The following is a 19,498-nucleotide window of genomic DNA, read 5'->3' on the forward strand; positions in this document are numbered from 1 at the left end:
TTAGTTCAGCTGCGCGTGGAGCAGCGAAATGATCCGCTGTGCGTCCGACGAGTTATCGACCTGCCCGTTTGCGCCGACCACCGCAACCTGCGTACTGCCGTTGCCCTGCGCGCGCACGTTGACGAGGTATTCCTTGCCCGGCTTCGCTGCCGACGGACCACCATAGAACAGCTTGCCGAACAGACCGTCGCGCTTGAGCTCTTCCATCGTGTTCGCATAGCGCACGGTGTACACACCCTTCTCGCGATCGCGATTGTCGACCGCGAAATTGGTGCGGTCGAGCGCCAGGCCCACACGCAGCCATGCGCGGTCGAACGACTCGGCCAGTTGCAGCGTTGCCCCGCCGCCGCTGGTGTCGCTGACCTGCGCGGGCGCCGTCGCGGGACGCGCATCGGTCAGCAACTGCTTCGCCTGCGCATCGGTCAGGCCGAACTTCTGCATCAGCTTCGACAGGAATACGGCTTCGAGCACCGGGTTGCGCGGACGCTCCTCCCAACGCGACGACGTGCCGCCCTGCGGGCCGACCATCATTTCTTCCATCGCGCTGTGCGTGATCGAGATATCCGTGTTGCCGTCCGACGTGCGGTTCACGAGCGTACGGAAGCGGTCCCGCGTGCCGGACGAGTACGCGAAATCGATGACCTTGCCGATCGTGCGGCGGAACCAGTCGTCAGGAATGTTCGCGCGGTTTTCAGCCCAGTCGGTGGCCATGATGCCCGTCGACGGTGCATCGGTCTTCAGCGAGAAGCCGTTCTCCTGCCAGAACTCCTTCAGGATCGGCCACAGCTGCTCGGGCGTGCGGCCATCGACGACGAGCCAGCGGCGGTCGCCGTCGCGCTCGATGTGCATGCCGAGCGGATCCTGCGCGCTCGGGATGCCGTCGGTCGCGTTGCCGGCCTGCGTCGTGACCCGCGGCGGCAGCGTGCCGAGGCCGGCGTTGCTCGGAGGCGCGACGAATTGCTGAGTCGTCGGCACCGGCTTCAGGTCGCTCGGCACCGCGAGCGGCGGCGCGGAACCGGTGTTCTTGTAGTTGACCCGGTCAGGGGCCAGGTAATCGTTCAGCGTATCGCAGCCGGCGAGCGCGCCCAGCGCCAGCGCCACCACCGACATCTGGATGGCGCGAGAGGAAAAGGCGAAACGTTTCATGAAATCCTTCGTCTTGCTAGAACGCTCGTCAGGAGCGGCGCCGGACGGAGCCGGCCGGTGCGGGTTGATCAGGGTTCGAGCCGGCGGCCGCAGGACGCGGCCGCCTCGGCATCAGGCGAGGACGCCGGCCTCGACGAGGGCCGAACGCACGGCTTCATGGCAGCGCTCGTCGAGCGCCGTGAGCGGCAGCCGGATGCCGCCCTGCATCTTGCCCATCGCCTGCAGCGCCCACTTCACAGGAATCGGGTTCGCTTCGATGAACAGGTTCTTGTGCAGCGACAGCAGCTTCATGTGCAGCGCGCGAGCCGTCTGTACGTCACCGGCCAGCGCCGCGCGGCACAGGTCGCTCATTGCGCGCGGTGCGACGTTCGCCGTCACCGAGATGTTGCCGTGGCCGCCGAGCAGCATCAGTGCGATCGCGGTCGGATCGTCGCCGCTGTAGATCGCGAAATGCTTCGGGGCGGCCTTGATCAGGTGCGCGGCGCGATCGATGTTGCCGGTCGCTTCCTTCACGCCGATGATGCCCGGGACTTCCGCGAGGCGCAGCGTCGTCTCGTGCGCCATGTCGGCGACCGTGCGGCCCGGCACGTTGTACAGGATCACCGGCAGGTCGACCGCTTCAGCGATCGTCTTGAAGTGACGGTACATGCCTTCCTGCGTCGGCTTGTTGTAGTACGGCACGACCTGCAGCGTCGCGTCCGCGCCGACAGCCTTCGCGTGCTTCGTCAGCTCGATCGCCTCGGCGGTCGAGTTGCCGCCCGCGCCCGCGATGATCGGGATGCGTTTCGCCGCATGCTCGACCGCCGTGCGGATCATCAGGATGTGCTCTTCGACGTTGAGCGTTGCCGACTCGCCGCTCGTACCGACCACGACGAGCGCATCGGTGCCTTCCGCGATGTGCCAGTCGATCAGTTTGCGAAACGCCGGCAGGTCGAGACTGCCGTCTTCGAGCATCGGGGTGACGATCGCGGGGATGCTGCCGCGGATTTGAATGCCGTCTTGGGTGCCGTTAGCCATGAAACGCGATTGAGATTATGTACCGGTAAACATTGAGATTGTAGCGGATTAGCCGGGCAGTTCGTAACGTGGAATTCCCGCCCCCGCCTTCGGGGTCGCGCCCTCGCGCACTGCGCAGAGACGCTGGACGAACGCCTCGCGCGGCGCGGCGACGAACCCGTCCTCGTACGCAACCACCCGCAGGCGGCCGTGCACGGCGTCCAGCAGCTCGCCCGGGGCGAGCAGGAACGCGGGATTGGACGGTTTCCCGACCGTTTCGTTTCCTTGCGCGAAGGTTTCGTAGATCAGCACACCGCCCGGCGCCACCGCATCGAGCAGATGGGGCCAGAGCGGACGATGCAGGTAATTCGTGACAACCACCGCCGCAAACTGCTCGACGGCCGGCAACGGCCACGGCGCGCCTTCGAGATCGGCGTCACGGACATCGACGCCCGGAATCGAACGCAATGCGGCCAGTGCGACCGGGTCGCGCTCGAGTGCGACGACCGGATGCCCGTGCGACGCGAACCAGCGCGCATGGCGGCCGCCGCCCGCGGCGACATCGAGCACCGCGCCGCGTGGCGACACGAGGCGCGACCATTGCGCGACCCAGCGCGACGGCTCGGCCTGGGCGACGTGGCCGCCCGCAGCGGCGATGACGGATGCGCTCATGCGGTCGATCAGTTGTACGACAGGCCCATCGCGTCACGCACGTCGCGCATCGTTTCCGTCGCGTACTTGCGCGCCTTGTCGCAACCATCCGCGACGATCGCGCGCAGCAGCGACGGATCGTCCATGTACTTCTGCGCACGCTCGAGCATCGGCTGCTGTTCGCGCAGGATCCCTTCGACGACCGGCTGCTTGCAGTCGAGGCAGCCGATGCCCGCCGAACGGCAGCCTTTCTGCACCCAGTCGTGCGTCGCTTCGTCGGTATAGACCTGGTGCAGTTGCCACACCGGGCACTTGTCGGGATCGCCCGGATCGGTGCGACGCACGCGCGCGGGATCGGTCGGCATCGTGCGGACCTTCTTCGTGATCGTCTCGGCGTCTTCACGCAGGCCGATCGTGTTGCCGTACGACTTGGACATCTTCTGCCCGTCGAGGCCCGGCATCCGCGATGCTTCGGTGAGCAGCGCCTGCGGTTCGACCAGGATGATCTTGCGCGCGCCTTCGAGATAGCCGAACAGCCGCTCGCGGTCGCTCATCGACAGGCTCTGCGATTCCTGCAGCATCGCGCGCGCCTGTTCGAGCGCCTCGTCGTCGCCCTCCTGCTGATAGGCGTTGCGCAGCTCGTGATAGAGCTTCGCGCGCTTGCCGCCGAGCTTCTTCGCGGCATCGAGCGCCTTCTCCTCGAAGCCCGGCTCGCGGCCGTACAGGTAGTTGAAGCGGCGCGCGATCTCGCGCGTCATCTCGACGTGCGGCACCTGGTCTTCACCGACCGGCACGAGCGAGCCGCGATACAGCAGGATGTCGGCCGCCATCAGCACCGGATAGCCGAGGAAGCCGTACGTCGACAGGTCCTTGTCCTTCAGCTTCTCCATCTGCTCCTTGTAGGTCGGCACCCGTTCGAGCCAGCCGAGCGGCGTGCTCATGCCGAGCAGCAGCGCGAGTTCGGCGTGCTCGGGCACCTTGCTCTGGATGAACAGCGTGGCCTGCGCCGGATCGATGCCGGATGCGAGCCAGTCGATCAGCACGTCCCATACGTTCTTCTCGATGACCTCGGGAGTCTCGTAGTGCGTCGTCAGCGCATGCCAGTCGACGACGCAGAAGAAGCACGGGTACTCGGACTGCAGCTTCACCCAGTTTTTCAGCACGCCGTGGTAGTGACCGAGGTGCAGCGACCCGGTGGGTCGCATGCCGGAGAAAATACGTTCAGGGAACATGGTTGTCGTTAGAGAAGCGAGGCGAATGGGGACAGGATGGCGCTCAGGACGGCGTAGCCGACATTGACGAGCGGGCGCAGCCAGAAGTTCGTCAGCACGCCCGTCGCGACCAGCACGAGGACGATGATGAAACCGTACGGCTCGATGCGCGACAGCGCGATCGATTGCTTCGTCGGCAGCAGCGCCGCCAGGATGCGGCCGCCGTCGAGCGGCGGCAGCGGAAACAGGTTCAGCACGCCGAGCACGAGGTTCGCGCTGACGCCGGCAAACGCCATCCGCGTGAAGAACGGCTCGTCGATGCCGACGGCGGGCAGCACGAGGGTCAGCACACCCCAGATCAGCGCCTGCACGAAGTTGCAGGCCGGGCCCGCGAGCGATACCCACAGGCTGCCCCAGCGAGGATCGCGCAGATTGCCGAACGACACCGGCACCGGCTTCGCATAGCCGAACAGGAATGCGCCGCCCGTCAGGAAATACATCGCGAGCGGGATCGCGATCGTGCCGAGCGGATCGATGTGGCGCATCGGGTTGAACGACACGCGCCCCATCATGTAGGCGGTGTTGTCGCCGAGCAGGCGGGCGGCGTAGCCATGCGCGGCCTCGTGCAACGTGATCGCGAAGATCACGGGCAGCGCGTAGACGGCGATGGTCTGTATCAGGGAAGCATCCATATCGCGTTATTGTAACAAGCGCACTCGCGCAAAAAATGGAACGGCGCGCTTACGCGGCCGAGAGTCCGAACGGTTCGAGCGCGCCGCGCCCCGCACGCACGAGTTCGGGCTCGTCGCCGGTCAGGTCGATCACCGTCGACGGCTCGCGCGGGCACGCGCCACCGTCGATCACGAGGTCGACCTGTTTCTCCAGCCGCTCACGGATTTCTTCGGGATCGTTGAGCGGCTCGTCGTCCGGCGGCAGGATCAGCGTCGTGCCGAGCAGCGGCTGGCCGAGCGATTCGAGCAACGCGAGCGTGATGGCATGATCGGGCACGCGCAGCCCGATCGTCTTGCGCGACGGGTGCGACAGCCGGCGCGGCACTTCCTTCGTCGCCTGCAGGATGAAGACGTACGGGCCCGGCGTCACCGACTTGATCTGCCGGTACTGGCGATTGTCGACCATCGCGAAGTTGGCGAGCTCGGACAGGTCGCGCACGAGCAGCGACAGGTGCTGCTTCTCGTCGAGGCCGCGAATCCGGCGCACGCGCTCGACCGCGTCCTTGTCGTCGAGATGGCACGCGAGCGCATAACTCGAATCGGTCGGCATCGCGATCACGCCGCCCTTGCTGACGATTTCCACGGCCTGCTTGATCAGGCGCGGCTGCGGATTATCCGGGTGAATCCTGAAGAACTGGGACATGGAGGGTCGTAAAGGGGGAGAAGTCGGATGCGCGCGGCCGGCAGCAACGCAGGTGGCAGGCCGCCGCCCGGTGTCAGAGCCAGCGTTCCCAGACCGGTGTCAGGTCCGGCGGCAACGGCGGCAGGCTGCCGAGCTCGACACGGCCCTCGCCTGGCGCATGGAAATCCGAGCCGCGCGACGCTTCGAAGCCGAAGCGGCGTGCGACGTCCGCATATTCGCGGTACTGGTCGGGTGTGTGGCTGCCCGTGACGACCTCGATCGCGCGGCCGCCCAGATCGATGAACTCGCCGAAGAACGCGTCGAATTCGACGGGCGTGTAGCGGTAGCGGCCCGGATGCGCGACGATGGCTTCGCCGCCGGCGGCCCGAATCCACGCGACGGCGTCGGGCAGCGTCGCCCAGCGGTGCGGGACGAATCCGGGCTTGTCGTCGCCGAGCAGCCGATCGAACACATCGGACGTCGACGTCGCGTAGCCGTTTTCAACGAGGAAGCGGGCGAAGTGCGTGCGCGAGATCAGATCGGGATTCGACACGTACTTCAACGCGCCTTCGTACGCGCCGGGAATGCCGAGCGTGGCGAGCTGCTCGCCGATCGCCACCGCGCGCGCCGCGCGGCCGTGGCGCGTGCGGTACAGGCCGTCGACCAGCACCTGGTTCGCGGGATCGACATTCAGGCCGACGATGTGCACGGTGCGCGACGCCCACGTGACCGAAATCTCGACGCCGCTCAGGTAGCGCATGCCGAGCGCTTCCGCTTCGCTGCGCGCCGCTGCCTGGCCGCCGATCTCGTCGTGGTCGGTCAACGCCCACAGGGTCACGCCGCCGGCATGAGCGCGGCGCGCGACGTCGGCAGGCGGCAGCAACCCGTCGGAAACATTCGAATGGCAGTGGAGATCGGCGTTCATTGTCGGCATGGCAGGTAAGGCTTCATTCTACTGCAACGCGGCAATGCGCCGCCCGCGCGCCCCGCCGCTGCCGCCGCGCGCTTACGCGCAGAACGCCTCGATCAGCGCCGCAATCTGCTCGGGCTGGTCGTGATGAACCATGTGGCCCGCATCCTCGACGAGCTTCTCGCGCCAGTCGGGGAACGCGTTGAAGCGCGCCTTGAATTCCGGCAGCGGAATGTCGCCGGCGATGTGTGCCAGCGTCGGCGAATTGACCGCTTCGACGTGCAGCACCTTCGCGCGCACCTGCGCCCAGGTGGCCATCACTTCGTCGAGCCGGTACAGCTGCGGGCCAGGCATCTTGTGCGCAGGGTCGGCCAGCAGGTGGTACAGGCCGTCGTCGCCGCGCTTCGACCAGTGCGCGGCAAGGAACGCCGCACGGCGCGGGTCGAGCCGCGGATTGGTCTTGGTCAGGCGCGCCGCCACGTCGTCGAGGGACGCATAAGGGCGCAGCACGGGCGGTTCGCGCAGTTCGTCCAGCCAGCCGCGCAGCCGGCGCGGTGCCTGCTCGGCCCGCGCCGGCGCCAGCCCGAAACCCTCGAGATCGACCACGCGCCGCACGCGCTCCGGCCGCGCGCCGGCATACAGGCACACGACGTTCGCGCCCATGCTGTGCCCGACCAGGTTGACTTCGCCGGCCGGCGCATAGTGGTCGACGAGCGCATCGAGGTCACCCAGGTACTCGTGGAACCAGTAATGGCCACCGCCCTGCCGCGCGACCGGCCAGTCGGACAGCCCGAAACCGCGCGCATCGGGCGCGATCACCTGCCAGTCGCCCGCGAGCGCATCGACGACGAACTGGAACGACGCCGCGACGTCCATCCAACCGTGCAGCATGAACAGCGTCGGCGCATCGGGCCGGCCCCAGCGCCGAACGTGCAGCTGGACGCCGCGCACCGTGACGAAATCGGAAACAGAACTCGATGCCCTCATTGTAGCCGCCAGAAAAAAGAATGATCGTTCGATTATAGCGGCGACGCCTGCTTTCCGGCGTCCGGCAATCGAGGTGCTGCTCTAGCGGCGCGCGTACGCCAGGAACCGTCGGGAAGCGTCATGTCCCGGGCACCCGGGACGGCAGGCGGCAGTCGAAGCGCGGCCGAACGCGAGCCGGCTAGCGTGGCGCGCCGCCCTCCGCCACGTCCTGCGCGGCCAGTTCGTCGAGTTCGGCCTGCTCGAATCCGGCATCGCGGCGCGCGTCGAAATTGAACGGGCCGCGCAGCCGCGGCGCATGGTATTGCTCGGCGAGCAGCCGGTAGGTCGGCACGGGATCGCGGCCGGCTTCGTCGCACAGATGCCGGAACCAGCGGTTGCCGATCGCGACATGGCCGATTTCGTCGCGCAGGATCACATCGAGAATCGCGGCCGACGCATCGTCACCCGCCTGCACGAGCCGCGCGCGAATCGGCGGCGACGCGTCGAGCCCGCGGGCCTCGAGCGTGCGCGGCACGAGCGCCATGCGCGCCAGCACGTCGCCCTTGGTCCGCTCGCACATCTCCCACAGACCGTTGTGCGCGGGAAAATCGCCGTACGCATGCCCGAATGCCGCCAGGCGGTCGGACAGCAGCGTGAAGTGATAGGCCTCCTCGGCCGCGACCTTCAGCCAGTCCGCGTAGAACGGGGCCGGCAGGCCCGCGAAGCGCCAGACCGCGTCGAGTGCCAGGTTGATCGCATTGAACTCGATATGGGCAAGCGCGTGCAGCAGCACGGCGCGCCCTTCCGGCGAACGCATGCTGCGTCGCTCGAGCTGGCGCGGTTCGACGAGCGGCGGGCGCGCCGGACGCCCGGGCAGATCGGCCGGTTCGGGCAATTCGAGCGACGGCGCGATCGCCGCCTGCCCGGCCAGCAGCGCGTCGTAGAGCCCGCGCACCTGGGCGGCCTTGGCCGCGGGTTCGGCGTCACACAGCGCCGCAAGCGCGGCGCGGCGCACGCACGCCGACGGATTGCCGAAAGAAGAAGACTCCATGCTCATAAACGGGGACACCCTGCGCGCGCATCGCGGGAGCGCACGCACGCGACGGTTTACAATAGGCGATTGTTCCGCGGCGCATGCACATGCGCCGGGCAAACCAGACGCGCCATTCTACCGGCGCCCTTCATCGAAGAGACAAGGAGACTCCGTGACGATCTACAAGCTGGGCGATACGGCCCCGACGATCCACGAAAGCGTATTCGTCGCCGATACGGCGGCCATCATCGGCAAGGTCGTGCTCGAGGAGAACGCGAGCGTCTGGTTCGGCGCGACGATTCGAGGCGACAACGAGACGATCACCGTCGGTGCAGGCAGCAACGTCCAGGAAGGCGCGGTTTTGCACACGGACCCCGGCTTTCCGCTGACGATTGCCGAAAACGTGACGATCGGGCACCAGGCCATGCTGCACGGCTGCACGATCGGCGAAGGTTCGCTGGTCGGTATCCAGGCGGTGGTCTTGAATGGAGCGGTCATCGGCCGCAACTGTCTGGTTGGTGCCGGCGCGGTCGTGACGGAGGGCAAGACGTTCCCGGACAACTCGCTGATTCTCGGCGCACCGGCGAAAGTCGTGCGCGAGCTGTCGGCGGAAGACATTGCGCGGCTGCGCACGAACGCGAAGACGTACGTCGAGCGGCGTGCGCATTTCAAGGAGCAACTCGTGCGGATCGGGTGATTCGCACGGATTTCAAGGAAGAAGAGTGAGCGACCAGTTACAGAAATTCATGTTCAATGCGGCGCCCGTGCGCGGCGAAATCGTTTCGCTGCGCAATACGTGGCAGGAAGTGCTCGCCCGCCGCGACTACCCTGCCCCCGTGCGCACGGTGCTCGGCGAGATGATGGCCGCGTGCGCGCTGCTGTCCGCGAACCTGAAATTCAACGGCACCCTGATCATGCAGATCTTCGGCGACGGGCCGGTCCAGATGCTGGTCGTCCAGTGCAGCTCGGATCTGTCGATGCGGGCCACCGCGAAGTTCGCCGGCGACTCCGCCCAGACGATCGGCGACGACACACGCTTCGCGTCGCTCGTCAACGCGAGCGGCCACGGCCGCTGCGTGATCACGCTCGATCCGGCCGACAAGCTGCCGGGCCAGCAGCCGTATCAGGGCATCGTGCCGCTGAACGGTGTCGACGGCCCGCTCGAATCCGTCTCGCAGGTACTCGAGCATTACATGCATCACTCGGAGCAGCTCGACACGCGGATGTGGCTCGCGGCCGATCGCGACCGCGCGGTGGGCATGCTGCTGCAGAAGCTGCCGGGCGACGGCGGCATCGTGCCGCGTAATGCCGAAACCGATACCGATACGTGGGAGCGCGTCTGCACGCTCGGCGGCACGCTGTCCGCACAGGAACTGCTCGAGGTCGAACCGGAAGTCGTGTTCCGCCGGCTGTTCTGGCAGGAAAACGTACAGCACTTCGAACCGGCCGGCACGCGTTTCCAGTGCTCGTGCTCGCGCGAGAAGGTCGGCGCGATGCTGCGCATGCTCGGCCGTGAAGAAGTCGACAGCGTGATCGTCGAGCGCGGCCATGTCGAGATTCATTGCGAGTTCTGCAACCAGCGCTATGAATTCGATCCGGTCGATGTCGCGCAGCTGTTCGCGGCACCCGGCGTCGAGACGGGCATCGCGCCCGCGACCGAGCAGCGTCACTGATCAGTGGCCCGGTGCCCGCCGTCCGGGCACGGGCGCATAATGACGCACGAGCGTCGCACGCAAGGCTCCGGCACCGAAGTCACGCACTTCGGCGCAAGCCGCTTCCCGTCGTCGGCGCGCTGCAGGAGAAACACATGAATCGCCCGCTTCATCGTCCGTTCCGCATCATCGTCCTGACAACCGTTGCCGCCGGCGCGCTCGTGCTGGCCGGCTGCGCGATGCCGCCGCCGACTTCCACGATCCTGAGCCGCCTGCCCGAACCCGGTGCATCGGGCGGCCAGCCGCCCGCGCTGTCGAGCGCCGAACGCAAGCGCTATGACGAGATCGACCAGCAGGTGCTGCGCGAACAGAACAATGCGATGGCAGCCGAGGCAGCCGCGCGCGCATGGGCCTATTACTCGCCGCCGCCGGTGACGGTCTACGGCGGGTATTACGGCGGATGGGGCAATCGCTGGGGCTCGGGCATCAGCTACGGCTACCCGGGATGGTGGTGGTGAGCGTGCATCGCTCAGCCGATTGACTACCGGCAGGAAATAAAAAAGCGCGGCATTTCCCGCGCTTTTTCAATGGGTTCGAGCAATCGTGCCTCAGTGATGCGCGGCCTTGCCCTTGTCGCCGCCATGATGCCGCGACGGCTTCGCGATCGACTGCGGATTCGGCACGACACGCACCGGTGCCGCGGAGACGGCGCCGCGCGTCGACGTATTCGACGGCGTGTTGTTCAGCGGTACGGCAGGCGCATTCGGCGACACGAACTGCACGAACACTTCGCCATCCTTCACCATGCCCATCTCGTAGCGCGCGCGCTCTTCGATGGCCGCAGTGCCGCCCTGCAGATCCTGCACTTCGCCTGCGGTGCGCTCGTTGCGCAGCTTCTCGTCCGCGTTCTTCTGGAGCTGGTCGTCGAGCTGCTGACGCAATTCATGCACCCGCAGCCAGCCGCCGTGTCCCCACCATAGGGGGTACTGAATGAGCGCCAGCAAGGCAATCAGGACGACAGTGACAAGCCGCATGTAAGAACCGCAGATATAAGAAGCGCCGCTCCGCGCACATGCACAGAGCGGCGTCGATATGACGAACCCGATAGTAGCGCGTTAGCGCAGGTTATAGAAAGCCGATTTACCCGGGTAGCTTGCGATGTCGCCGAGATCTTCCTCGATGCGCAGCAGCTGGTTGTACTTCGAGATGCGGTCGCTGCGCGACAGCGAACCCGTCTTGATCTGACCGGCGTTCAGGCCGACCGCGATGTCCGCGATCGTCGAATCTTCGGTTTCGCCCGAACGGTGCGAGATCACGGCCGTGTAGCCCGCGCGCTTCGCCATTTCGATTGCCGCGAACGTTTCGGTCAGCGTACCGATCTGGTTGATCTTGATGAGGATCGAGTTAGCGATGCCCTTCTCGATGCCTTCCTTCAGGATGCGCGTGTTCGTGACGAACAGGTCGTCGCCGACCAGCTGCACCTTCTTGCCGAGGCGATCGGTCAGCAGCTTCCAGCCTTCCCAGTCGCTTTCGTGCATGCCGTCCTCGATCGACACGATCGGGAACTTGTCGGCGAGCGTCGCGAGGTAGTCGGTGAATTCGGCCGACGACAGTTGCAGGCCTTCGCCTGCGAGCTGGTACTTGCCGTCGTGGTAGAACTCGGATGCCGCGCAGTCGAGCGCGAGCAGCACGTCTTCGCCCGCACGGTAGCCTGCCTTCTCGATTGCCTGCAGGATCGTCGACAGGCACTCGTCGTTGCTGCCGAAGTTCGGCGCGAAGCCGCCTTCGTCGCCAACTGCCGTGCTCATGCCGCGGTCGCTCAGGATCTTCTTCAGTGCGTGGAACACTTCCGCGCCGCAACGCAGGGCTTCACGGAACGTCGGCTGGCTGACCGGGACGATCATGAATTCCTGGATGTCGAGGCTGTTGTTCGCGTGCGCGCCGCCGTTGACGATGTTCATCATCGGCACCGGCAGTTGCATCGCACCCGAGCCGCCGAAGTAGCGGTACAGCGGCAGGCCTGCCTCTTCGGCGGCTGCCTTCGCGACGGCCATCGACACGGCCAGCATCGCGTTCGCGCCGAGGCGCGACTTGTTGTCGGTGCCGTCCAGTTCGAGCAGCGTCTTGTCGAGGAACGCCTGTTCCGACGCGTCGAGGCCCATGATGGCTTCGGAGATTTCGGTGTTGATATGCTCGACTGCCTTCAGCACGCCCTTGCCGTTGTAGCGGCCGGCTTCGCCGTCGCGCAGTTCGATCGCTTCACGCGAGCCGGTGGACGCGCCCGACGGCACCGCCGCGCGGCCCATCGTGCCCGATTCGAGCAGCACGTCGCATTCGACGGTGGGGTTGCCGCGCGAATCCAGAATCTCGCGGCCGATGATATCTACGATTGCACTCATGGGTTTCCTCTGAGAATGACGATGGATTCTTCAAACTGCGACGGCGCGCGCGCCTGAACCGCTTTCGCTACTGACGCGCGAAGCCGTCGCAAGGTTCATTCGATCTTTAATTGAAATCGTTTTCCAGGAACGGATTGCGCTTCACCGCCTGGTCGAGCGTGACGAGGGTCTCCAGCAGCGCGCTCATCCGGTTCAGCGGCACCGCGTTCGGGCCATCCGACTTTGCCTCGGCCGGATTCGGGTGCGTCTCCATGAACAGGCCCGCGACGCCCGTCGCGACCGCCGCACGTGCGAGCACCGGCACGAATTCGCGCTGGCCGCCCGAGCTCGTGCCCTGCCCGCCCGGCAGTTGCACCGAATGGGTCGCATCGAACACGACCGGCGCGCTCGTCTCGCGCATGATCGCGAGCGAACGCATGTCCGACACCAGATTGTTGTAGCCGAACGAGACACCGCGCTCGCACGCCATGAAGCGATCTTCCGACAGCCCCGCTTCACGAGCCGCTTCGCGCGCCTTGTCGATCACGTTCTTCATGTCGTGCGGCGCGAGGAACTGGCCCTTCTTGATGTTGACGGGTTTGCCCGAGCGCGCGCACGCATGGATGAAATCGGTCTGGCGGCACAGGAACGCCGGCGTCTGCAGCACGTCGACGACCGACGCGACCTGCTCGATCTCCTCGATCGAATGCACGTCGGTCAGCACCGGCAGCCCGAGCTGGCGCTTCACCTCGGACAGGATCCGCAGGCCCTCGTCCATTCCGAGGCCACGGAACGACTTGCCCGAGCTGCGGTTCGCCTTGTCGTAGGACGACTTGTAGATGAACGGAATGTTCAGCTTCGCGCAGATCTCCTTCAGGCGGCCCGCCGTGTCGATCGTCATTTGCTCCGATTCGACCACGCAGGTACCCGCGATCAGGAAGAAAGGCTTGTCGAGACCGACCTCGAAATCGCACAGCTTCATGCTTACACTCCGCGCGCTTGCTTGTTGACAAGCGCAGCTTCGACGAACGACTTGAAGAGGGGATGGCCGTCACGCGGCGTGGACGTGAATTCCGGGTGGAACTGGACGCCGACGAACCACGGGTGCATCGAACGCGGCAGCTCCATCATTTCCGGCAGATCCTCGCTCGGGGTACGGGCGCTGATGATAAGGCCGCCTGCTTCGAGCTGGGGCACGAAGCGGTTATTGACTTCATAACGGTGGCGATGGCGCTCGTTCACGTCCTTGCCGTAGATCTCTTCCGCCATCGTGCCCGGCTTGATCGGGCAGCGCTGCGAACCCAGGCGCATCGTGCCGCCCAGATCGGACTCCTCGGTGCGCGTCTCGACCTTGCCGTCGCGGTCGTACCATTCGGTGATCAGCGCGACCACGCGTTCCGGCGTGTCCGGCTCGAATTCCGTGCTGTTCGCCTGCTTCAGGCCGACGACGTCGCGCGCGAACTCGATCACCGCGAGCTGCATGCCGAGGCAGATGCCGAGATACGGCACCTTCGCTTCACGCGCATAGCGGATCGCCGCGATCTTGCCTTCCGTGCCGCGACGGCCGAAACCGCCCGGCACCAGCACGGCGTCGAGATGCTTCAGGCTGTCGACACCGTTCGTCTCGATTTCTTCCGAGTCGATGTATTCGATGTTGACCTTGGTCGACGTGTGCAGCGATGCGTGGCGCAGCGCTTCGATCAGCGACTTGTACGACTCGGTCAGGTCGACATACTTGCCGACCATGCCGATCGTCACTTCGTGCTTCGGGTTCTCGAGCTTCTCGACGAGCTCCGACCACATGGTCAGGTCGGCGTCCTTCGGCGACAGCTTCAGTTCCTCGCAGATGATGCGATCGAGGCCCTGGTCGTGCAGCATCTGCGGAATCTTGTAGATGCTGTCGGCGTCCCACACCGAGATCACGGCGTCTTCCGGCACGTTCGAGAACATCGAGATCTTCTTCGATTCGTCGTCCGGAATGCGGCGGTCGGCACGGCACAGCAGCACGTGCGGCAGGATGCCGATCTCGCGCAGCTTCTGCACGCTGTGCTGGGTCGGCTTCGTCTTCAGCTCGCCGGCCGTCGCGACGTACGGCACCAGCGTCAGGTGCACGAAGCACGCGCTGTTGCGGCCGAGGCGCAGGCTCATCTGGCGCGCGGCTTCAAGGAACGGCAGCGACTCGATGTCGCCGACCGTACCGCCGATCTCGACGATCGCGACATCCGGCTCACCGCAGGTGGCCGACGCGGCCCCGCGCTCGATGAACGCCTGGATTTCGTTCGTGATGTGCGGAATGACCTGCACGGTCTTGCCGAGATAGTCGCCGCGGCGTTCCTTGCGGATCACCGATTCGTAGATCTGGCCGGTCGTGAAGTTGTTGGCCTTGCGCATCTTCGTGCTGATGAAGCGCTCGTAGTGGCCGAGGTCGAGGTCGGTCTCCGCTCCGTCTTCCGTCACGAACACTTCGCCGTGCTGGAACGGGCTCATCGTGCCGGGGTCGACGTTGATGTAGGGATCGAGTTTGAGGAGGGTGACTTTCAGACCGCGCGATTCAAGGATCGCGGCGAGGGAAGCGGCGGCAATACCCTTGCCAAGGGAAGAAACTACGCCGCCGGTGACGAAAACATATTTGGTCATCGCTGGATGCTCGCGGGAAAAACGGATTATACCGTAAAGGCCGCCCTTCTCTCAGCAATTGGCGTGATGATCCCGCCCTTTCGCGCCGACCCGCACCAGCCGTGCGCGCCGGGACGAAGCCGCCCGCCGGGCCGGTGCAACCGCGCGTGCCGGAGGCGGCGCACCGGCCGCGAAACCGTGCGTCACGCGCGCTTCGCGAGCGGGGTGACGCCCTGCGACACATCGCCCTCCGCCGCCTTCAGCGAATTCAGCATCCGCTGCAATGCACGGGCGGTCTCGAGCGGCCGCTCCATCGGAAACAGGTGGCTGCCTTCCAGCCATTCGACGCGGCCGCGCGCCGCGCGGCGTGTCGCATCGAGCCCGACCTGGCGCACTTCGCGCGAACGCGTGCCGGCAAGAAAGCCGAGCGGCACCGGCGCGCCATGTGCGAGCCGCGGGCCGAGCGTGTGCGGCAGCGTCCGGTAGATCAGGTATTCGACCTGCCGGTCGAACGCGAGCGAGCGCTCGCCGTCGGCACCGGCCTGTGGAATCCCGTAGTCGATGTAGTCGGCCAGCATCCGTTCGTCCCAGCGGGCGAACGCCGGTTTCTCGCGGAAGTGCCGCCAGACTTCGTCACGGCTTACCCAGTGCGTACGCCGGTTGCGCGTCGCGGCGGCCGGCGACAGCCGCTCGTCGAGCCCCGCCCACTGGCTCGCGCGCAATGCCCCGGCGCGCCAGCCCGCGATGATCGGCGAATCGATCATCACGACCCCGCGCACCCATTGCGGTTTCTTCAGCGCGGCCATCAGCGACAGGTAGCCGCCGAGCGAATGGCCGACGAGCCAGACGGGACGCTCGTAGCGGCTGCCGATGTCGTCGAGCAGTTGCTCGACGAGATGCGGCCAGTCGCGCGTCACCGGGTAGCGGCGGTCGTGGCCGATCCGTTCGATGTAGCGCAGCTCGTAGTCGTCGGCCAGCTCGGCGAAGATCGTGCGGTACGTCGACGCCGGAAAGCCGTTCGCATGCGAGAAGTGGAGGATGTCCTTCAAACGCCGATGTCTCCTTTGTCGACCGGAGTTGGCGCTTCAGCGCTTACTCCGGTCCCATGCTTGGCAGTCGACGAGAGTTAGTGCTTTAGCACTTACTATCGTCCCATGCTTCGCGTTCTGCCGGGCCCACGCTTCGGCATTGAGCGCGGATCCCGGGCCATCTTTATCGACACGCCGGCTTACGCCGCGCTCACCGATCCATCCAGTACCGTCGCCGAACGTCGCGATGACGCTCAAAGGCAAACCCGCCGTCGGCCGGCGCGACGTCGAACCGCACGGCGCCGTCGCGATCGGTGCGCGGCAGCGGGATCCCGCGCGCCTCGTAACGGGCGAGCACCGTCCGGTGCGGATGCCCGAAACGATTGCGATAGCCTACAGGAAATACCGCGACGCGCGGCCCGACCGAATCGAGGAAAGGCTCGACCGACGACGTACGGCTGCCGTGGTGCGGAACGACCAGGATCTGCGCGGCCAGCGCGTCGCGCGCAGCGTCCACGAGCCGGCGTTCGCCGCGCGCATCGACGTCGCCCGTCAGCAGCGCGGACGTCTCGCCCGCGTCGATCCGCAGCACGCACGACCGCCCGTTCGACGAGCCCGCGCCCGGGCCGCCTTGCGGCCACAGCATCGTGAACGCGACGCCGTCCCAGGTCCAACGCTGTCCGGCCGCGCACGGCAGCCGGTCGGCGACGCCGGCGGCGGCCGCATCGCGCCACAACCGGCTGTTCGGCACGATGCCGGCCAGCAGTTGGCGCACGTCGGCTGCCGCATAGACGGCCGGTGCACCGCCCGCGTGATCGGCATCCGCGTGACTGAGCACGAGCGAATCGATCACCGCGATGCCGCGTGCACGCAACGCCGGCGCGACGATCCGCGCGCCGGCGTGGGTCGACTCCGCGCCCGGCCCCGCATCGAACAGCAAGGTGCGCCGCGCAGTCTCCACCAGCACCGACGCGCCCTGCCCGACGTCAAAAACGGTCAGCCGGAAGCTGCCCGGCGGCGGCGCATCAGACGCCGGCGCGACGAGCGGCAGCCACGTGATCGGGGCCGCCCAGCGCAACGGCCAGCCGCGCGGCATCAGCGCCCATGCGACGCCCACGCAGGCCAGCACCAGCACCGGCCAGTCGGGCATGCGCAGCCAGAATACGCCGGCCGGCCAGTCGGCGAGGTATCCGAGCAGCGTCATCATCGGTTCGAGCGCCGCATGCGCAAGCCGGAACGCGTATGCATCGAACGGCGCGGGCAGCGCGATACCGGCCAGCACGACGGGCGTCACGACCGAGCTGACCCACGGAATCGCGAACGCGTTGCCGAACGGGCCCGACAACGATATTTGAGCGAACCATGCGGCCGTCAGCGGCGCGAGACCGATCGTCACCGCGTACTGCACGCGCGTGGCTTCGGCGATACGGCGCGCGGCGCGTGCCCCCCACCCGCGCAACCGGCTCGACAAGCCGGCCGTGCCGTCGCCCTCCCCGCTTTCCGCATCGGCCTCGCGCGCGGCACGCAAGCCGGCAATGGCCAGCAGGATCACGGCGACCGCCCCGAACGACAGCCAGAATCCGGCCGACAGCACGGCCCACGGGTCGGCAAGCAGCACGCCGCCGAGCGCCGCGCACAGCACGGCGGAAGTCGGTACGCTGCGCCCGGCCAGGTACGCAATGCCGCCGGCCGCGATCATCCACCATGCGCGCTGCGCCGGCACGTTGAAGCCGGCAAGCGCCGCATAGCCGGCCGCGGCTGCCAGCGCGGCGAGCGCGGCTGCGTACGGTGCCGGAAACGCGAGCGTTGCAGCCCGTGTGCGCCATCGCAGGCGACGCCAGACCATCGACACGAGCCCGCCCGCGATCGCGCCGACGAGCCCGACATGAAGGCCGGAAATCGCGACGAGGTGGCTCGTGCCCGTGCTGCGCAGCACGTGCCAGTCGTCATCGCCGATGCCAGACTGGTCGCCGATCGCGAGCGCGGCGACGATGCCGCGATGACCGGCGTCGCTGCCGAGCGACTCGCCGATGCGCGCGCGCAGCACGTCGCGCAGCCGATCGATCGACGCACGCCATCCCGCTGCGCGCGCATCGTGCATTTCCGCCCGCCGGGGCGCGCTGACATAACCGATCGCGCGTATGCCTGCGGCCAGCCACGCCGCCTCGCTGTCGCGCACACCCGGATTGGCCTCGGCATGCGGGCGCTTCAGGCGCACGACGAAACGCCAGCGCTGTGCGGCGCGCAGGTCGGGAAGTGGATCGCGTGTCGCCGATGCGCCATACGCGCGCCACGAAAGCCGGATCAGCGGCGGGAAACGGGCCAGCCCCGCATCGTTCGACTCGACCGCGAACAGCAGCCGCGCGCCTGTCTCGTCGATCACGGGCAGCCCGCGAATCACGCCGGTGACGACGATGTCGCGCCCTTCCCACTCGACGGGCAAGCTATCGCGCAGCCGCCATTCGGCCCGTGCGGCCGCGTAACCGAACCCTGCATCGCACGCCGCGAGCGCACACAGCATCCATCCGAACATGGCGGTCTTGCGTGTACGCCGGCGACGCATGCACCACACGCTCAGCACCGCGCAACCCGCGAGCCCGGCCACACCGATCGTCCATGCGAGCGCACCCGGCAACGCCGCCTGCCGCTGCAGTACGACCACGCCGAGCGCGAACGCGATCCACCACACGCGCATCGCCCCTCCTCGTCGACCCGACGCCGCCATCGAGAATGCGGCGCATCAGGGCAACGATTATGCGGACGAAAGTGCGAGTCGCGGCAGCGCGGCGAGCGCGTTAGCCGAAGTGCATAGGGACACCGCGCCGGCGTCGAGCCCACGCAGCTCGGCGAGCACGTCGCCGATGCGCGGCACCTGGTCGGGTGTGTTGCGGGATTTGTATGCCCATTCGGGCGCGATGTCGGGTGCGTCGGTCTCGACGACGAGCGCGTCGAGCGGCAACTCCGTCGCGAGCCGGCGGATCTGCAGCGCGCGCGAGAAGGTCACGTTGCCGCCGAAACCGAGATGCAGCCCTTGCGCGAGAAACGCTTCGGCCTGCTGGAAACTGCCGTTGAACGCATGCGCGATACCGCGCCGCACGCCCAAACGGCGCAGTCCGGCCAGCACCCGATCCTGTGACTTGCGCACGTGACACAGCACGGGCAGGTCGAATTCGCGCGCCAGCTTGAGCTGCCCCTGGTAGAAGAACTGCTGCCGATCTTCGTCGAGCCCCGGCACGAAATAGTCGAGGCCGATCTCGCCGATCGCGACGAAGCGCGGATCGTCGAGGCTCGCCTCGATCTCCATGCGCAGCAGGTCGAGATCCTCGTCGCGTGCGCGTGGCGTATACATCGGATGGATGCCTAGCGCGTAGACCGCGCCCGGCGTACGTTGCGCGAGTTCGCGCACCGTCGTGAAGTTGTCGCGCCCGACGCTGGGGATCACGATGCGCGACACGCCGGCCGCGCGCGCCGCGTGCGCGACCGCGTCGCGGTCGGCATCGAATTCGGCGGCGTCGAGATGGCAGTGCGTGTCGATCCACATGGCGGCAGTCCTGCGCC

19 protein-coding genes are annotated in these 19,498 nt (G+C 66.9%); 3 read left to right on the top strand and 16 right to left on the bottom strand.

Translation table 11 applies throughout. The annotated features are described in order from the left end of the window. The 9 genes from bamC to C5O79_RS12985 all read right to left on the bottom strand — a co-directional run bounded on the left by bamC (position 1) and on the right by C5O79_RS12985 (position 8,290). A complete protein-coding gene (bamC, locus tag C5O79_RS12945) occupies positions 1–1,146 on the bottom strand; it encodes an outer membrane protein assembly factor BamC (protein ID WP_039364718.1) in 1,146 nt (381 codons plus the stop codon). 111 nt (positions 1,147–1,257) lie between these two features. Continuing rightward, a complete protein-coding gene (dapA, locus tag C5O79_RS12950; RefSeq protein WP_046546036.1) occupies positions 1,258–2,163 on the bottom strand; it encodes a 4-hydroxy-tetrahydrodipicolinate synthase in 906 nt (301 codons plus the stop codon). Between the two features lie 48 nt (positions 2,164–2,211). Then, a complete protein-coding gene (locus C5O79_RS12955; protein ID WP_122474157.1) occupies positions 2,212–2,814 on the bottom strand; it encodes a class I SAM-dependent methyltransferase in 603 nt (200 codons plus the stop codon). An 8-nt stretch (positions 2,815–2,822) separates the two neighbouring features. After that, a complete protein-coding gene (locus tag C5O79_RS12960) occupies positions 2,823–4,025 on the bottom strand; it encodes a tryptophan--tRNA ligase (RefSeq protein WP_011352534.1) in 1,203 nt (400 codons plus the stop codon). Between the two features lie 8 nt (positions 4,026–4,033). After that, on the bottom strand, positions 4,034–4,696 hold the full coding sequence (locus C5O79_RS12965) for a site-2 protease family protein (protein WP_039364721.1): 663 nt from the start codon (positions 4,694–4,696) through the stop codon (positions 4,034–4,036). 49 nt (positions 4,697–4,745) lie between these two features. Then, complete coding sequence (locus C5O79_RS12970; RefSeq protein ID WP_039364722.1) at positions 4,746–5,378, bottom strand: L-threonylcarbamoyladenylate synthase; 633 nt, start codon at positions 5,376–5,378, stop codon at positions 4,746–4,748. A 73-nt stretch (positions 5,379–5,451) separates the two neighbouring features. Further along, positions 5,452–6,282, bottom strand: coding sequence for a 3',5'-nucleoside bisphosphate phosphatase (locus C5O79_RS12975; RefSeq protein ID WP_046546038.1), 831 nt, complete (start codon positions 6,280–6,282; stop codon positions 5,452–5,454). 81 nt (positions 6,283–6,363) lie between these two features. Beyond that, positions 6,364–7,254 (bottom strand): alpha/beta fold hydrolase, encoded by an 891-nt coding sequence (locus tag C5O79_RS12980; RefSeq protein ID WP_046546039.1) that lies wholly within the window; start codon positions 7,252–7,254, stop codon positions 6,364–6,366. A 178-nt stretch (positions 7,255–7,432) separates the two neighbouring features. Beyond that, the gene (locus C5O79_RS12985) at positions 7,433–8,290 is read right to left on the bottom strand and encodes a ferritin-like domain-containing protein (RefSeq protein WP_122474159.1); all 858 of its coding nucleotides are present in this window, start codon (positions 8,288–8,290) and stop codon (positions 7,433–7,435) included. Between the two features lie 148 nt (positions 8,291–8,438). On the opposite strand from C5O79_RS12985, the gene C5O79_RS12990 reads away from it, so the two are divergent. The 3 genes from C5O79_RS12990 to C5O79_RS13000 all read left to right on the top strand — a co-directional run bounded on the left by C5O79_RS12990 (position 8,439) and on the right by C5O79_RS13000 (position 10,436). Next, positions 8,439–8,963 carry a gamma carbonic anhydrase family protein gene (locus C5O79_RS12990; protein WP_071334714.1) on the top strand — a complete coding sequence of 175 codons (525 nt, stop codon included), beginning with the start codon at positions 8,439–8,441 and terminating at the stop codon, positions 8,961–8,963. A gap of 25 nt (positions 8,964–8,988) precedes the next feature. Next, positions 8,989–9,939, top strand: coding sequence for an Hsp33 family molecular chaperone HslO (gene hslO, locus C5O79_RS12995; RefSeq protein ID WP_046546042.1), 951 nt, complete (start codon positions 8,989–8,991; stop codon positions 9,937–9,939). Positions 9,940–10,073: 134 nt separating this feature from the next. After that, entirely contained in the window at positions 10,074–10,436 is a 363-nt protein-coding gene (locus C5O79_RS13000; protein ID WP_122474160.1) for a hypothetical protein, read from the top strand. 90 nt (positions 10,437–10,526) lie between these two features. Here the strand turns inward: C5O79_RS13000 and ftsB are convergent, their stop codons facing one another. The 7 genes from ftsB to C5O79_RS13035 all read right to left on the bottom strand — a co-directional run bounded on the left by ftsB (position 10,527) and on the right by C5O79_RS13035 (position 19,481). Then, a complete protein-coding gene (gene ftsB / locus C5O79_RS13005; RefSeq protein WP_046546044.1) occupies positions 10,527–10,952 on the bottom strand; it encodes a cell division protein FtsB in 426 nt (141 codons plus the stop codon). An 81-nt stretch (positions 10,953–11,033) separates the two neighbouring features. Further along, positions 11,034–12,317 carry a phosphopyruvate hydratase gene (gene eno / locus C5O79_RS13010; RefSeq protein ID WP_011352544.1) on the bottom strand — a complete coding sequence of 428 codons (1,284 nt, stop codon included), beginning with the start codon at positions 12,315–12,317 and terminating at the stop codon, positions 11,034–11,036. A gap of 106 nt (positions 12,318–12,423) precedes the next feature. Further along, a complete protein-coding gene (gene kdsA, locus C5O79_RS13015; RefSeq protein ID WP_046546045.1) occupies positions 12,424–13,278 on the bottom strand; it encodes a 3-deoxy-8-phosphooctulonate synthase in 855 nt (284 codons plus the stop codon). Between the two features lie 2 nt (positions 13,279–13,280). After that, complete coding sequence (locus C5O79_RS13020; RefSeq protein ID WP_046546046.1) at positions 13,281–14,933, bottom strand: CTP synthase; 1,653 nt, start codon at positions 14,931–14,933, stop codon at positions 13,281–13,283. Positions 14,934–15,115: 182 nt separating this feature from the next. Beyond that, positions 15,116–15,961: an alpha/beta hydrolase gene (locus C5O79_RS13025; protein ID WP_046546047.1), complete on the bottom strand. Its 846-nt coding sequence runs from the start codon at positions 15,959–15,961 to the stop codon at positions 15,116–15,118. Between the two features lie 190 nt (positions 15,962–16,151). Continuing rightward, positions 16,152–18,635 carry a DNA internalization-related competence protein ComEC/Rec2 gene (locus C5O79_RS13030; protein ID WP_122474161.1) on the bottom strand — a complete coding sequence of 828 codons (2,484 nt, stop codon included), beginning with the start codon at positions 18,633–18,635 and terminating at the stop codon, positions 16,152–16,154. Between the two features lie 57 nt (positions 18,636–18,692). After that, a complete protein-coding gene (locus C5O79_RS13035) occupies positions 18,693–19,481 on the bottom strand; it encodes a TatD family hydrolase (protein ID WP_047850681.1) in 789 nt (262 codons plus the stop codon). Positions 19,482–19,498: the final 17 nt, after the last annotated feature.

This window comes from Burkholderia sp. SRS-25, from assembly GCF_004343765.1.
Classification (GTDB): domain Bacteria; phylum Pseudomonadota; class Gammaproteobacteria; order Burkholderiales; family Burkholderiaceae; genus Burkholderia; species Burkholderia contaminans.

What these genes read in the sequence shown, in the direction of transcription:
- C5O79_RS13020 (WP_046546046.1), bottom strand. Translation starts at nt 14,933, where the DNA reads ATGACCAAATATGTTTTCGTCACCGGCGGCGTAGTTTCTTCCCTTGGC.
- C5O79_RS12970 (WP_039364722.1), bottom strand. Translation starts at nt 5,378, where the DNA reads ATGTCCCAGTTCTTCAGGATTCACCCGGATAATCCGCAGCCGCGCCTG.
- C5O79_RS13035 (WP_047850681.1), bottom strand. Translation starts at nt 19,481, where the DNA reads ATGTGGATCGACACGCACTGCCATCTCGACGCCGCCGAATTCGATGCC.
- bamC (WP_039364718.1), bottom strand. Translation starts at nt 1,146, where the DNA reads ATGAAACGTTTCGCCTTTTCCTCTCGCGCCATCCAGATGTCGGTGGTG.
- C5O79_RS12965 (WP_039364721.1), bottom strand. Translation starts at nt 4,696, where the DNA reads ATGGATGCTTCCCTGATACAGACCATCGCCGTCTACGCGCTGCCCGTG.
- C5O79_RS13000 (WP_122474160.1), top strand. Translation starts at nt 10,074, where the DNA reads ATGAATCGCCCGCTTCATCGTCCGTTCCGCATCATCGTCCTGACAACC.
- ftsB (WP_046546044.1), bottom strand. Translation starts at nt 10,952, where the DNA reads ATGCGGCTTGTCACTGTCGTCCTGATTGCCTTGCTGGCGCTCATTCAG.
- C5O79_RS12975 (WP_046546038.1), bottom strand. Translation starts at nt 6,282, where the DNA reads ATGAACGCCGATCTCCACTGCCATTCGAATGTTTCCGACGGGTTGCTG.
- C5O79_RS12985 (WP_122474159.1), bottom strand. Translation starts at nt 8,290, where the DNA reads ATGAGCATGGAGTCTTCTTCTTTCGGCAATCCGTCGGCGTGCGTGCGC.
- C5O79_RS12980 (WP_046546039.1), bottom strand. Translation starts at nt 7,254, where the DNA reads ATGAGGGCATCGAGTTCTGTTTCCGATTTCGTCACGGTGCGCGGCGTC.
- dapA (WP_046546036.1), bottom strand. Translation starts at nt 2,163, where the DNA reads ATGGCTAACGGCACCCAAGACGGCATTCAAATCCGCGGCAGCATCCCC.
- C5O79_RS12955 (WP_122474157.1), bottom strand. Translation starts at nt 2,814, where the DNA reads ATGAGCGCATCCGTCATCGCCGCTGCGGGCGGCCACGTCGCCCAGGCC.
- kdsA (WP_046546045.1), bottom strand. Translation starts at nt 13,278, where the DNA reads ATGAAGCTGTGCGATTTCGAGGTCGGTCTCGACAAGCCTTTCTTCCTG.
- C5O79_RS13030 (WP_122474161.1), bottom strand. Translation starts at nt 18,635, where the DNA reads ATGCGCGTGTGGTGGATCGCGTTCGCGCTCGGCGTGGTCGTACTGCAG.
- eno (WP_011352544.1), bottom strand. Translation starts at nt 12,317, where the DNA reads ATGAGTGCAATCGTAGATATCATCGGCCGCGAGATTCTGGATTCGCGC.
- C5O79_RS12960 (WP_011352534.1), bottom strand. Translation starts at nt 4,025, where the DNA reads ATGTTCCCTGAACGTATTTTCTCCGGCATGCGACCCACCGGGTCGCTG.